The organism is Clostridium sp. 1001283B150225_161107_B6, assembly GCF_015556325.1.
Taxonomy (GTDB): Bacteria; Bacillota; Clostridia; order Lachnospirales; family Lachnospiraceae; genus Enterocloster.
On record NZ_JADNMD010000002.1, the window covers coordinates 614979 to 627142 of the forward strand.

At 51.8% G+C, this 12164-nt stretch carries 15 protein-coding genes and 1 riboswitch; of the genes, 13 read left to right on the plus strand and 2 right to left on the minus strand.

The annotated features are described in order from the left end of the window. Positions 1 to 23 precede the first annotated feature (23 nt). The 8 genes from rsmH to I2H39_RS07900 all read left to right on the plus strand — a co-directional run bounded on the left by rsmH (position 24) and on the right by I2H39_RS07900 (position 6774). Positions 24 to 1073: a 16S rRNA (cytosine(1402)-N(4))-methyltransferase RsmH gene (gene rsmH, locus I2H39_RS07865; protein WP_195626197.1), complete on the plus strand. Its 1050-nt coding sequence runs from the start codon at positions 24 to 26 to the stop codon at positions 1071 to 1073. A 43-nt stretch (positions 1074 to 1116) separates the two neighbouring features. Next, a complete protein-coding gene (locus I2H39_RS07870) occupies positions 1117 to 2130 on the plus strand; it encodes an SDR family oxidoreductase (RefSeq protein ID WP_138307846.1) in 1014 nt (337 codons plus the stop codon). Between the two features lie 65 nt (positions 2131 to 2195). Then, on the plus strand, positions 2196 to 2801 hold the full coding sequence (locus I2H39_RS07875; RefSeq protein WP_138307848.1) for a DNA-3-methyladenine glycosylase I: 606 nt from the start codon (positions 2196 to 2198) through the stop codon (positions 2799 to 2801). Positions 2802 to 3043: 242 nt separating this feature from the next. Further along, entirely contained in the window at positions 3044 to 3685 is a 642-nt protein-coding gene (locus tag I2H39_RS07880; protein WP_227146949.1) for a hypothetical protein, read from the plus strand. Then, positions 3682 to 4677 (plus strand): hypothetical protein, encoded by a 996-nt coding sequence (locus I2H39_RS07885; RefSeq protein WP_195626198.1) that lies wholly within the window; start codon positions 3682 to 3684, stop codon positions 4675 to 4677. The genes I2H39_RS07880 and I2H39_RS07885 overlap by 4 nt, the downstream gene beginning before the upstream one ends. Then, positions 4650 to 5855 (plus strand): SPASM domain-containing protein, encoded by a 1206-nt coding sequence (locus I2H39_RS07890; protein WP_243129934.1) that lies wholly within the window; start codon positions 4650 to 4652, stop codon positions 5853 to 5855. Before I2H39_RS07885 ends, I2H39_RS07890 begins: the two co-directional genes overlap by 28 nt. Then, positions 5852 to 6211 (plus strand): helix-turn-helix domain-containing protein, encoded by a 360-nt coding sequence (locus I2H39_RS07895; protein ID WP_138307854.1) that lies wholly within the window; start codon positions 5852 to 5854, stop codon positions 6209 to 6211. Before I2H39_RS07890 ends, I2H39_RS07895 begins: the two co-directional genes overlap by 4 nt. Before the next feature lie 146 nt (positions 6212 to 6357). Next, positions 6358 to 6774 (plus strand): pyridoxamine 5'-phosphate oxidase family protein, encoded by a 417-nt coding sequence (locus I2H39_RS07900; protein WP_195626199.1) that lies wholly within the window; start codon positions 6358 to 6360, stop codon positions 6772 to 6774. Here the strand turns inward: I2H39_RS07900 and I2H39_RS07905 are convergent. Next, on the minus strand, positions 6738 to 7535 hold the full coding sequence (locus I2H39_RS07905) for a hypothetical protein (RefSeq protein ID WP_207746775.1): 798 nt from the start codon (positions 7533 to 7535) through the stop codon (positions 6738 to 6740). The two genes, I2H39_RS07900 and I2H39_RS07905, sit on opposite strands and share 37 nt — an antisense overlap. A 113-nt stretch (positions 7536 to 7648) precedes the next feature. Further along, entirely contained in the window at positions 7649 to 7981 is a 333-nt protein-coding gene (locus tag I2H39_RS07910) for a PadR family transcriptional regulator (protein WP_195626201.1), read from the minus strand. Positions 7982 to 8206: 225 nt separating this feature from the next. On the opposite strand from I2H39_RS07910, the gene I2H39_RS07915 reads away from it, so the two are divergent. The 5 genes from I2H39_RS07915 (at position 8207) to I2H39_RS07935 (ending at position 12153) form a co-directional block, all read left to right on the plus strand. Then, positions 8207 to 8773 (plus strand): NADAR family protein, encoded by a 567-nt coding sequence (locus I2H39_RS07915; RefSeq protein ID WP_195626202.1) that lies wholly within the window; start codon positions 8207 to 8209, stop codon positions 8771 to 8773. A gap of 31 nt (positions 8774 to 8804) precedes the next feature. Further along, on the plus strand, positions 8805 to 9725 hold the full coding sequence (locus I2H39_RS07920) for an NUDIX domain-containing protein (protein WP_330640826.1): 921 nt from the start codon (positions 8805 to 8807) through the stop codon (positions 9723 to 9725). A 24-nt stretch (positions 9726 to 9749) separates the two neighbouring features. Continuing rightward, a riboswitch (TPP riboswitch) is annotated at positions 9750 to 9857 on the plus strand. Positions 9858 to 9939: 82 nt separating this feature from the next. Continuing rightward, on the plus strand, positions 9940 to 10236 hold the full coding sequence (locus tag I2H39_RS07925) for a thiamine-binding protein (RefSeq protein WP_138307866.1): 297 nt from the start codon (positions 9940 to 9942) through the stop codon (positions 10234 to 10236). Further along, the gene (locus I2H39_RS07930; RefSeq protein WP_138307868.1) at positions 10205 to 10978 is read left to right on the plus strand and encodes an ABC transporter permease; all 774 of its coding nucleotides are present in this window, start codon (positions 10205 to 10207) and stop codon (positions 10976 to 10978) included. The genes I2H39_RS07925 and I2H39_RS07930 overlap by 32 nt, the downstream gene beginning before the upstream one ends. Before the next feature lie 59 nt (positions 10979 to 11037). Continuing rightward, the gene (locus I2H39_RS07935) at positions 11038 to 12153 is read left to right on the plus strand and encodes an ABC transporter substrate-binding protein (protein ID WP_138307870.1); all 1116 of its coding nucleotides are present in this window, start codon (positions 11038 to 11040) and stop codon (positions 12151 to 12153) included. Positions 12154 to 12164 lie beyond the last annotated feature (11 nt).

The window sequence follows — 12164 nt, forward strand, 5'->3', positions numbered from 1 at the left end:
GCAGAGACAGAGGAGAGTAAGACATGGAACAGGAAGGGCAGAAGCACCAGCGCCGTGTGCGCTACAAGGGAACGCATCCCAAACGTTACGAGGAAAAGTACAAGGAGCTCCAGCCGGAAAAGTACCCGGAAACAGTGGCCAGGGTCATTCAGAAGGGAAGCACTCCTGTGGGTATGCATATCCCCATTATGGTGGATGAGATATTGGAGTTCCTGCAGATACAGCCGGGCCAGACCGGTCTGGACGCCACCCTGGGATACGGGGGCCATACCAGCAGGATGCTGGAGCGTCTGGAGTCAAAGGGGCATATCTATGCGCTGGATGTGGATTCCATTGAGATGGAGAAGACCAGGAAACGGCTTGAGGATATGGGCTATGGGCCGGACATACTGACCATCCGGAAGCTGAATTTTGCCAATATAGACCAGATAGCACAGGAGTCAGGTCCCCTGGATTTTGTGCTGGCGGATTTGGGCGTATCATCCATGCAGATTGATAATCCGGCCAGAGGTTTTTCCTATAAGAAGGAAGGTCCCCTGGACCTGCGTCTGGACCCGCTTAAGGGGGAGCCTGCGTCTGAGCGTCTGAGGAGTCTTACCCAGGAGGAATTTACAGGTATGCTCATAGAGAATTCCGACGAACCCTACGCAGAGGAGATTGCCCGCGCGGTCATGGGCGAAATCAAGCGTGGGAGGGAGGTTGCCACCACTACCAGGCTCTATGAGATGGTAGACAGGGCATTGGCGTTCATTCCGGAGGAGGACCGGAAGGAGGCGGTGAAGAAGTCCTGCCAGAGGACCTTTCAGGCCCTGCGCATTGATGTGAACAGCGAGTTTGAAGTATTGTATGAATTTCTGGACAAGCTTCCGGGCGTATTAAAGCCCGGAGGACGGGCAGCTATCCTGACCTTTCATTCCGGTGAGGACAGGATTGTAAAGAAGTCATTTAAGGAAATGTACAGGGCGGGCCTATACAGCCAGGTTTCTGCTGATGTGATTCGTCCGTCGGCAGAGGAGTGCAGGATGAACAGCCGTGCCCATTCCACCAAAATGCGGTGGGCCATTAAGGCGTGACTCACAGGCTGACAGTTACAGACAGGAATAAGGAGGTGCTATAATGAAAGCATTATTTATAGGGGGAACAGGAACCATCAGCACGGCAGTGACAGCGCTGGCCAAAGAGAGAGGATGGGAGATTACCCTTCTCAACCGGGGGTCCAGACCAGTGCCGGACGGAATGGAATCCATTGTGGCGGACATTCATGATGAGGCGGCGGTGGCCCGGGAATTGGAAGGCAGGACATATGACGTGGTGGCTCAGTTCATTGCATATGGGGCCGGGGATGTGGAACGCGACATACGGCTTTTTCAGGGAAAGACAAGACAGTATATTTTTATCAGCAGCGCGTCCGCGTACCAGAAACCCATGGCAGGCTGTCCCATAACGGAGAGCACGCCTTTAATTAACCCGTACTGGGAATATTCCCGCAAAAAAATTGATGCGGAGGAGGTTTTGACGGCCGCGTACCGAAGGGAAGGGTTCCCGGTAACGATTGTGCGTCCCAGCCATACATACGATGGGAAAAAGCCTCCGGTGGCCATTCATGGCGACAGGGGAAACTGGCAGATATTAAAGCGGATACTGGATGGAAAACCGGTCATCATACCAGGGGACGGCACCTCCCTGTGGACGCTCACCCATTCCTCTGATTTTGCCAGGGGGTACGTGGGGCTTATGGGCAATCCCCATGCCATAGGCAATGCCTATCATATTACCAGCGATGAGTCCATGACCTGGAACCAGATTTATGAAACCCTGGCAGAGGCCCTGGACAGGCCCCTGAACGCCCTTCATGTGGCATCTGATTTTCTGGCTGAGCATGGAAAGGAGTATGATTTTGCAGGTCAGCTTCTGGGGGATAAGGCATGCACGGTTCTGTTTGACAATACGAAAATCAAGAGGGCAGTGCCTGATTTTGTATGCAGGGTGTCCATGGCAGAAGGACTTCGCAGTTCCGTCCGCTACATGCTGGACCACCCGGAGAGCCAGACGCCGGACCCGCAGTTTGATGCATGGTGCGACCGGATAGTCATGGCATGGAAGGCTGCGGATGAGGCATTTGGAAAATAGGGATTGTTTGTGAACCGTTGGACCCATCAGGGGGAAACGGATAGACAGTAAGGAGGTCCTGGCAGATGGATGGGTGTACATGGTGTCTGTGCAATGAAAAGATGAAGAAATACCACGATGAAGAATGGGGCGTTCCTCTTCACGATGACCGTGGGCAGTTTGAGTTCCTTATGATGGAAGTCATGCAATGCGGACTGAACTGGAACATGATGATACAGAAGCGGGAAATCTTCCGTCAGTGTTTTGACGGGTTTGATTATGACCGGATTGCAGCATATACAGAGGATGATATTGAGCGTATCCTTATACAGGAAGGAATGATTAAATCCCGCAGGAAAGTGGAGGCTGTTATTCATAATGCCAGATGTTTCCGGAAGGTCAGGGAGGAATACGGCTCATTCAGCGCTTACATATGGGGCTTTTCAAAGGGAAAGACCATTTTGTACGCAGGCCATCAGAAGGGCAGGATTCCGGCACAGAACGCCCTGTCACAGCAAATCAGCCAGGATTTGAGGAAACGAGGATTTAAGTACCTGGGACCGGTCACGGTCTACTCCCACCTCCAGGCCTGCGGCGTGATTAACGACCATGTGGAGGGGTGCTTCAGGTATCGTGATATTGTGGAGCGCTATCCCACTGTGAGAAAGCGGGACAAGGCGCCGGATGCCTGACGGCTGGTATCAATAGAACAGTCATGGGTATTTTGGTGCGGGATAACTGATTATAATAAGGTGATGAAAGGGATTCGGGTCTGTCTCAGGCCGCGAATCCTTTTTGCTTTCCAGGCGACAGAAAAGCTTTAACTGAAATTAAGAATTATTCAAAGAACAAAGAAGGTATGTGTGTTACCATAGAATCATCAGAGGTATCAGGGCGGCTTTATCCCTGGTACGGTGTGGCGTGAGGAGGGAGTATGATGAAAATGAGGTGGCGTGTGGCGGCGGTCATAGTCTGTGTGGCAGCGTTGTCTTACTGTGCGGACAACAGGCCCAATCTGACGCTGGCGGAGAAACCGGTGATTTATCTGTACCCGGAACAGACCCGGGAGGTAAGGGTCAGACTGGATTACGACGGAAGGCTTACGGATACGATTCCTGCCTATGGGGATGGATGGCAGGTCACGGCATGGCCGGACGGAAGGCTGGTGAATCAGGCTGACGGGCAGGAATATCCCTATCTGTTCTGGGAAGGGGAGGACTGCACGGAGTATGATATGTCCAAAGGGTTCGTGATTCCGGGAAGCGGGACAGAGACATTTCTCAGGGAAAAGCTGGAGTTTTTGGGGCTGGTTCCAACGGAATATGAGGAATTCATTGAATACTGGCTGCCCAGGATGAAGGACAATCCTTATAACCTGATTACATTCCAGAGGGAAGCCTATGAGAAAACGGCCCGGCTGTACATTTCACCGCAGCCGGACAGTGTGCTCAGGATTTTTATGGTGTATACACCGCTGGAGCAGCCTGTCCGGGTGGAGGAGCCGGAGATGGACAGATTTGAACGGAAAGGCTTCACTGCAGTGGAATGGGGAGGAAAGGAGGTTTTGGCAAAATGAAAGTTAAACCGGTTGTTTATTATAAGAAGCCGGGATATCCCGCCGGGGCTGACATACAGTCTCATCCTGAACTGCTAAAAAAGGTGCCGGACAGATGGGCTAAGAACAGTGTGGTGCTGACGGCTCTGGGAATGTCCCTTGCATTATGCGCCTGTGCAGCGCCGGAAGGCGCAGGACAGGGCAGTGCAGGCCAGGGCGGCATAGAGCCGGGAGGCGCAGGCCAGAACGGCATGAACCCGGGAGGCCGGGACCGGGAAAATGCAGGCCAGGCCAGTGCAAGTCAGGACAGTGAAAGCCAGAGTGGCCGGGACTCAGGAGGGCCGGAAGAGGACGGAGGAACAGAGGGCGGAACAGAAGGGAAGGGCCTGGTGGCACCTGTATTCATTCATGGAGGCGGGACCGGGGCCTATGGCTGTGTGGCAGTGACCTCTCCATTTTTCCTGTCAGAGGAGGAGGCATATGAAATTATAAAATCCGAGGCGGAAAGCTATGGAGGAATTGCATTTGCACGGGAAACCGCCCCTGTGCTGGAGCAGGTGAAACTGCCGGAGAGCCGTCTCTTCAGCGGGCAGCCCGTGACAAAACAGTCCGTCCGGAACGGCGATTTATATCTGGACGGAGCGGATGAAGATAAGAACATAGCCTTTGAGTTTATTTCCAGGGACGATGTATATGAATGGCGGAAGGAGAACGAGGAGGCCGCGGCTACTTTTACGCTCTATGATGTAAAAGGGACCGCGCAGCAGCTGAGGAAGGAACTGGTTTCCTATGGGCCGGACATGGCCCTGGGAATTTTTTATGACCCTTGCAATGATGTGAATATGGAAGGTGTTTTTGATGCAATGGCCCAGGCAGAGGAACGCGGGGAGACCTTTGACTGGGATGGGGCCAGTCTGGAAAAGAAGGCGGAAGCCAGGGAAAAGTCAGAGAAGGAGCTGCGCGCCCAGGTGCGTGATTTCCTGGATTGGCTGAAAGGACAGGGGGTAATCTGATGCATGTGACGCTTCATCTTACCAATGCCTGCAATCTGGCCTGCGGATACTGCTATGAGTGCCACAGGAAGGATTATATGACAGCCGGGACAGCCAGGAAAGCAGTTCTTCTGGCAGCCGGGAACGGGCGGCCCTCCTGCGGCGTCCTGGCAGCCGGGAACAGGCAGCCCTCCTGCGGCGTCATATTCTTTGGCGGGGAACCCCTGCTGTGCAGAGACGTGATTTACGGCACAGTGGCTGCCTGCAGGAAAATGGAGCATGATTTAAATACCCGATTTCATTTTAAGATAACCACAAACGGGACGCTTTTGGACCGGGAATTCCTGGACTATTCCAGGGAAAACCATATTCTGATTGCACTGTCCCATGACGGAACGAAAAAAGCCCACGATTTTTTCCGGAGGCATAAGGACGGAAGGGGCAGCTATGATGAACTGGAGTCCGTAATCCAGGAACTTCTGGCTGTCCATCCTTACGCTCCGGTTATGATGACGGTATGCCCGGAAACGGTAGGAGAATACGCCAGAGGAATTAAGGAATTGTGGAAAAAGGGATTCCGTTATTTCATATGCAGCCTGAACTATGCCGGTACATGGGACAAGGGCTCCATCAATGAACTAAAAGCACAGTATGGCGAACTTGCTGACTTTTACTATGAAATGACCTGTAAGGAGGAAAAATTCTATTTCAGCCCCTTCGAGGTCAAGATAGCCAGCTGGGTTAAGGGGGCCGCCTACTGCCATGAGCGCTGTGAGCTGGGCTTAAAACAGATTTCGGTTGCCCCGGACGGGGTACTCTATCCCTGTACGCAGTTCGCAGGCCATGGCAGCTATGCCATTGGCACGGTGGACCAGGGCATAGACCAGGCCAGAAGGCAGCGGCTGTACGCTGAGAGCCGGAAGGATAAGCCGGAGTGCAGCGGATGCGCAGTAAAGCAGCGTTGTAATTGTACCTGCGGGTGCCTGAATTTCCAGGTAACAGGAAACATCCGCCAGGTGGCTCCCATGCTGTGCTTCCATGAACGGCTGGTCCTTCCCATTGCGGATAAGCTGGCTGCCCGGCTGTATAAACAGAGAAGCGGGATGTTCATCCAAAAGCATTATAATGATATGTTTCCGCTGATTTCGCTGGTGGAGGACAAGGCGGGAAGACAGGGGGAAGGAGGGAAGAAAAAATGAAGACAAGGACGGAGTACACATGTCCTCTGGAACTGACCCATGACATCACAAAGGGAAAATGGAAGCCTATCATACTGTGGCAGCTGGGCAAGGAGCCTCATTCGCTGGCTGGCCTGAAACGGGAGATAAGGGGAATCAGCCAGAAAATGCTGATTGAGCAGTTAAGAGAGCTCTGTGATTATGGAATGGTGTCAAAGATATCCTATGAGGGATACCCCTTAAAGGTAGAATATTCGCTGACCGGCCGGGGGATTAAGATGCTGGAAGCAGTGGTTATCATGCAGGGAATCGGAATCGAAATGATGATGGAGGACGGCAGGGAAGAATTCCTGCGGGATAAGGGTTTGCTGGATTAGGGCATGGTCACAAAAAAGTGTGTAATTTACAGGGAGCCTCTTTCGTGCTAGAGTGTGTTTGACAATTACGTTCCGCCGGATGGCGGGGATGAAGTTTCTAATACGCTCCGGAGTGCATCGGAGGAAATATGAGAGGAGGCATTTTTATGAGGGATGCAGAAACAACCTTAGGAAACTTGGCGGATAAACAGACCGTGGCTTTTATCGGGGTTACGGATGAGGAGGGATATCCGGCTGTCAGGGCCATGCTGGCGCCGCGGAAGCGGGAGGGGATAAAGGTCTTTTATTTTACCACCAATACCTCATCCAGACACGCGGCGCAATACCGTGAAAATCCCAAGGCATGTATCTATTTCTGCGACAGACGTTTCTTCCGGGGCGCCATGTTAAAGGGCACCATGGAGATTCTGGAGGACAGAGCAAGCAAGGAAATGATATGGCGGGAAGGAGATACCATGTATTATCCGGGCGGAGTTACGGACCCGGATTACTGTGTGATGCGCTTTACGGCTGTCTCCGGAAGGTTTTACAGTAATTTCCATTCAGAGGATTTTGAGGTATAGACTGAAATGAAAGCAGCGGGGAAAGCCGGCAGGTCCAGCACAGGGTCATACCGGTAAGCGGAAAAAATAAATCCCAGCAGGAGCATGTTTGCCATGATGCTCAGCTTTCCCTCTGATACCAGCGGAAGATTGGTGAACGCAGCATACTGATAACCGAAGTTTCCCAGAACATAAAGGAGGCTCTGGAACAGCAGGCAGAGGCCGCAGTAAAACGATACGCTTGACGCCAGGGCGCCGCGGGTTCTGAGGACACAGGAAAAAATAAGCGCATAAAAGGCCGCCATGACTGTCAGGAGCAGAATGCCGGGCAGCCATCCATAGAGAAGGATAACCACGGCAACCAGGTAATTGCTGTAATAGTGCTGTGGAAGGATATCCCACAGGGTAACACTGGATTCATCGTAGTGAAGATATGGGTTCCTCCTTAAGGTTCCCAGCTTCACACGTTCCTGAAGCTGGTATTCGCTCTGGTCCTCTGCCTGGCCGAAATACCATTCCCCTGTCCCATAGTCCATCATCTCGGACTGCGTCATTGAAATCCCTCCTATGAGCGGGGCTCTCGATAAGAGGTCCTGTATCAGAATGCCATTGTAGGAATCATCCCATACAGAGGATGCATGATTCCCAGGTGCTGTAAATTTCTGAAAAGATGTCTGCTGAAACGGAAGGGCTGAGAACAGTCCTATGATGCATAAGCTGCCGGCCATGGCAAAAACATACAGTGTCCTTCTGGAACCGCCAAATACATTGCGGTGAATCATGAACAGAAGGCTCCCTGTGAGGGAGAACAGGAAAACAGCCATTGCGCGCCCTGCATTTGCACGCAGACGGTAAAGTGCGACAACGAGAACCGGTCCCAGGAGCAGGATTTTTCTTATCCAAACAGAACACCTCCTATCACCTGGTTGACAGCTGACTGGAACACGTTCCATTCCTCCAGCTTATCCTGAAGCAGTTTCCTTCCCTGTTCCGTTATAATATAATACTTCCGCTGACGGCCGTTATCCGCAAGCCGTATTTCACAAATAACGGCTCCCTGCTGCTCCAGAGAGTGGAGCAGGGGATAGAGGGTGCCCTCCTTCAGGGAAAATATGTGATTGCTCCGCTTTTCCAGCTCCCTGATAATCTGGTATCCGTACATGTCCTGCTGCTCCAGAAGCTTCAGCAGAAGCATGGACGTTCCCATAGCCATATTCTTCTTATCCATGGTAAAACCTCCCTGTGTTTTTAGATGCCGGCTGCCTGCAAACCTATATGATTATAATACATAGAAAATCTAGGTATGTCAATATATGAATTTTATGCGCCATTTTCTTCTTGACAAAAGCAGAATAACTGTATATCATGATATTATCAAATAGATAATAACTAATAGATAATAATTATTTAATAATAACTGCAGAGTGATTCGATTACATATGGAGGTAAAGCAATGGTATACACATGGGAGGCACTGAAAAAGGCATACAATGCAGGCCAGCATTTCAAGTTCTTATTTTTCTGGGGCCACACTCCGACGGCAGACGGTCATATTACAGAAACCTGTCTGAGCCAGTGGTGGAAATGCAGCTTCACAGCAGAGGGTGTTGCTTATACCTGTGCGGAGCAGTTTATGATGGCTGAAAAGGCCAGAATGTTCGGGGATACGGACATGCTTGGGAACATCATGGAGGCCAGGGAGCCAAAAGCCATGAAGGCCTTTGGACGGGCAGTAAAGAATTTTGATAAGGAAATTTGGGATGCGGCCTGCTATGAGCTGGTCCTCAGAGGAAATATGGCAAAATTCTCCCAGAATCCTGACCTTTGGGAGTTTTTAAAATCCACCAGAAAACGGATTCTGGTGGAGGCCAGCCCCAGGGACCGTATATGGGGAATCGGCATGGGAAAGGGCAACCCGGATGCAGAGTGCCCGTTAAAATGGAGAGGAAGCAACCTGTTGGGATTTGCCCTGACAGAGGCCAGGGATTTGCTGCTTGAAAAAGAGGAGAATGCTGATTGAAATGGGAGAACATAAGGAAAACAAACCGTGTATGAGGGATAGGAATGGCCTGACGGAAGAGGAATTTCTAAAACAATATAACCCGGGCCACTATGCCCGCCCGTCAGTGGCAGCGGATATGGCCATTTTCACGGTGACGGACCAGGAGGAAGCCAATTACAGAAAACTGCCGGAGAAGAACCTGAGCATCCTTCTGATTCAGAGGGGGGGACACCCTTATCTGGGGTGCTGGGCCCTGCCGGGAGGTTTTGTAAGGCCGGAGGAGACTACGGAGCAGGCTGCCAGAAGGGAGCTCAGGGAGGAAACCGGGCTGGGCCAGGTGTATATGGAGCAGCTGTATACGTTCAGCGAACCGGCAAGGGACCCCAGGACCTGGGTTATGAGCTGTTCCTATATGGCATTGGTGGACAGCAGCCAGCTTAAACTGCAGGCCGGCGATGACGCGGACAATGCCAGATGGTTTCATGTTTCCTGCCGTCTGACCGATGAATGCAGGGACTATGGGCGCAGCGGGACCACAGGCCAGGTGGAGTCAGTGGTGCACATACAGCATTACGAACTCAGACTATGGGCGGATGATACGGTCCTCTGTTCCGGGATTGAGAAAATGACCGTGAAGAGCAGGCAGGCGGAGACAGTGGAATATAAGATAACGGATAACCAGGGGCTGGCATTTGACCATGCCAGAATCATATTTTACGCCCTGGAACGGCTTCGCGGGAAGGTGGAATATACAAGTCTTGCCCTGCATCTGATGCCAGGGGAATTTACCCTGACACAGCTGCAGCAGGTATATGAGGTGATTCTGGATAAAAGCCTTTTAAAACCCGCCTTCCGCCGCAAGATTGCATCTCTGGTGGAGGAGACGGATTCCTTTACGGAACGGGAAGGCCACCGGCCCTCGCGCCTTTACAGGAGAAAATGGGAGACTCAGGTACCTATTGACTTTTAAAAAGAGCCGTAGTATACTTGTCCCAACAACGAAAAGGGGTGCTGGAGTGGAATCCGGCTGAGATGGAATATATTCTGAACCCTGATACCTGATCTGGATAATGCCAGCGTAGGAAGCCTGCAGAAGATATAAGTTTTTGTGAGTTTTATCCCGCCCGGAATATCCGGACGGGATTTTTTAATCCATGTAATTTTCATAGAAAAGGAGAAACAGTATGAACGCAAGCGTAGCAATCCAGTCACTTCCAAAAGCAGCAGATGATGAGGAATTAATCCGTATTGTGGACGAGGTTATCGATTACATTAAGAGCACGGGGTTAAACTATTACGTAGGACCCTTTGAGACAACCATTGAAGGGGATTATGACCAGCTGATGGATATTGTAAAAGAGTGCCAGCACATTGCAGTCAGGGCAGGCGCTCCCTCTGTGGCTGCATATATCAAGGTTTCTTATCACCCCGAAGGAGATGTGCTTACCATTGAAAAGAAAGTCACCAAGCATCACCAGTAAACTGTGGTCTGTTTCAGCCATCCTTTCCATTCTTATCCTGTGGCAGCTTGCAGTGTCCCTTGGGCTGGTGGAGGGATTTATGCTCCCATCACCGGTCCAGGTAGCCGGAGCATTCATAAAGGAATTCCCGGCCCTTATGGAAAATGCCGGGATTACGCTGGCTGAGGCCGGGCTGGGACTGGTACTGGGAATCGCCACAGGCTTCGGGGCAGCTGTGCTGATGGACCGGTTTGATAAGGCATACAAGGCTTTTTATCCCATCATTGTACTGACCCAGACCGTACCGGCGGTTGCCATTGCGCCTCTTCTGGTGCTGTGGTTCGGCTATGAAATGACTCCCAAGGTTATACTGATTGTCATTACCACGTTCTTTCCCATCACAGTGGGGCTGCTCACCGGATTCAGGGCAGCTGACCCGGATGCGGTGAATCTGTTGAAGGCCATGGGAGCGGGCCGGTTCCAGATATTCCGGTATATCAAGCTGCCGGGCGCCATGGGCCAGTTTTTTTCCAGTCTCAAGATATCTGCCTCCTATGCTGTGGTGGGGGCTGTGATTGCCGAGTGGCTGGGCGGTTTCGGCGGACTGGGCGTTTACATGACAAGGGTAAAGAAGGCATTTTCCTTTGACAAGATGTTCGCGGTTATTTTCCTGATATCGGCTATCAGCTTAATCCTGATGTGGGCCGTGGAACTGCTTCAGAAAAAATGCATGCCATGGGAAACCAATCTGAAACAAAAATAGAACGGAAGACAGATATCCGGCATAACACAAAGGTGTTCCGTAAAGAGGAGAGGATTAGAATGAAAAATAAACGCGCAAGTATGCTGATGGCGTCCCTGTGCCTGGGAGTACTTCTTGCCGGGTGCGGCAGGGCTCCGGTTACAGGAGATAAGACCGCCCCCGGCCAGTCTGTGGCTGATACACAGAAAGAAACCGCATCAAAGGAAATTACACAGAAGGAAACTGCACAAACGGGAGCCGGAAACCAGGGTGAAAACACGCCGGGACAGGATGTAAAAAAGCTGACGTTCGTTCTGGACTGGACGCCCAACACCAACCATACAGGTATCTATGTTGCCCGGGAAAAGGGGTATTTTAAGGATGCGGGCCTGGAAGTGGAAATCGTGCAGCCGCCGGAAAACGGGGCCGAGGTATTGGCTGCCTCGGGCAAGGCCCAGTTCGCCATGTCCTTCCAGGACAGCCTGGCGCCCGCGTTTTCAGGGGACAATCCCCTTCCCGTGACCGCTGTGGCAGGAGTTATACAGCACAATACATCCGGTATTATTTCCGCGAAAGGCGGGGGAATGGACCGCCCAAAGGGACTGGAGGGGAAAAAGTATGCCACCTGGGACCTTCCGGTGGAAAAGGCTACCATAAAGGATGTAATGGAAGCGGACGGAGGGGACTTTGATAAGGTGGAGCTGATTCCCAGCACAGTGACGGACGAGGTGACGGCCCTGAAGACAAAATCCGTGGATGCCATATGGATTTTCTATGCATGGGCAGGCGTCAAGACAGAGCTGGAAGGCCTGGAGACAGACTATTTCGCATTTGCTGATTTAAATCCTGTATTTGATTTTTATACACCGGTTATCATAGCCAACAATACATTCCTCCAGGAGGAGCCTGAGACAGCCAGGGCATTTCTGGAAGCGGTCAGCAGGGGATATGAGTTTGCCATAGAACATCCCCGGGAGGCAGGGGACATTCTGTTAAAGGCTGCGCCGGAGCTGGACCCGGAGCTGGTAAAAGCCAGTCAGGAATACCTGGCGGATAAATACCGGGCCGACGCACCCCAATGGGGATACATTGACCAGGAGCGCTGGGATGGGTATTACGCGTGGCTGAATGAAAAAGGGCTTACGGAAACGCCCATTGAGGCGGGAACCGGATTTACCAACGATTATCTGCCGTAAGGCCGGGGACG

Coding starts and splice junctions, on each gene's coding strand:
- rsmH (WP_195626197.1), top strand. CDS start 24: ATGGAACAGGAAGGGCAGAAGCACCAGCGCCGTGTGCGCTACAAGGGA.
- I2H39_RS07925 (WP_138307866.1), top strand. CDS start 9,940: ATGAACGCAAGCGTAGCAATCCAGTCACTTCCAAAAGCAGCAGATGAT.
- I2H39_RS07920 (WP_330640826.1), top strand. CDS start 8,805: ATGAGGGATAGGAATGGCCTGACGGAAGAGGAATTTCTAAAACAATAT.
- I2H39_RS07915 (WP_195626202.1), top strand. CDS start 8,207: ATGGTATACACATGGGAGGCACTGAAAAAGGCATACAATGCAGGCCAG.
- I2H39_RS07905 (WP_207746775.1), bottom strand. CDS start 7,535: ATGATTCACCGCAATGTATTTGGCGGTTCCAGAAGGACACTGTATGTT.
- I2H39_RS07935 (WP_138307870.1), top strand. CDS start 11,038: ATGAAAAATAAACGCGCAAGTATGCTGATGGCGTCCCTGTGCCTGGGA.
- I2H39_RS07885 (WP_195626198.1), top strand. CDS start 3,682: ATGAAAGTTAAACCGGTTGTTTATTATAAGAAGCCGGGATATCCCGCC.
- I2H39_RS07875 (WP_138307848.1), top strand. CDS start 2,196: ATGGATGGGTGTACATGGTGTCTGTGCAATGAAAAGATGAAGAAATAC.
- I2H39_RS07910 (WP_195626201.1), bottom strand. CDS start 7,981: ATGGATAAGAAGAATATGGCTATGGGAACGTCCATGCTTCTGCTGAAG.
- I2H39_RS07895 (WP_138307854.1), top strand. CDS start 5,852: ATGAAGACAAGGACGGAGTACACATGTCCTCTGGAACTGACCCATGAC.
- I2H39_RS07870 (WP_138307846.1), top strand. CDS start 1,117: ATGAAAGCATTATTTATAGGGGGAACAGGAACCATCAGCACGGCAGTG.
- I2H39_RS07900 (WP_195626199.1), top strand. CDS start 6,358: ATGAGGGATGCAGAAACAACCTTAGGAAACTTGGCGGATAAACAGACC.
- I2H39_RS07880 (WP_227146949.1), top strand. CDS start 3,044: ATGATGAAAATGAGGTGGCGTGTGGCGGCGGTCATAGTCTGTGTGGCA.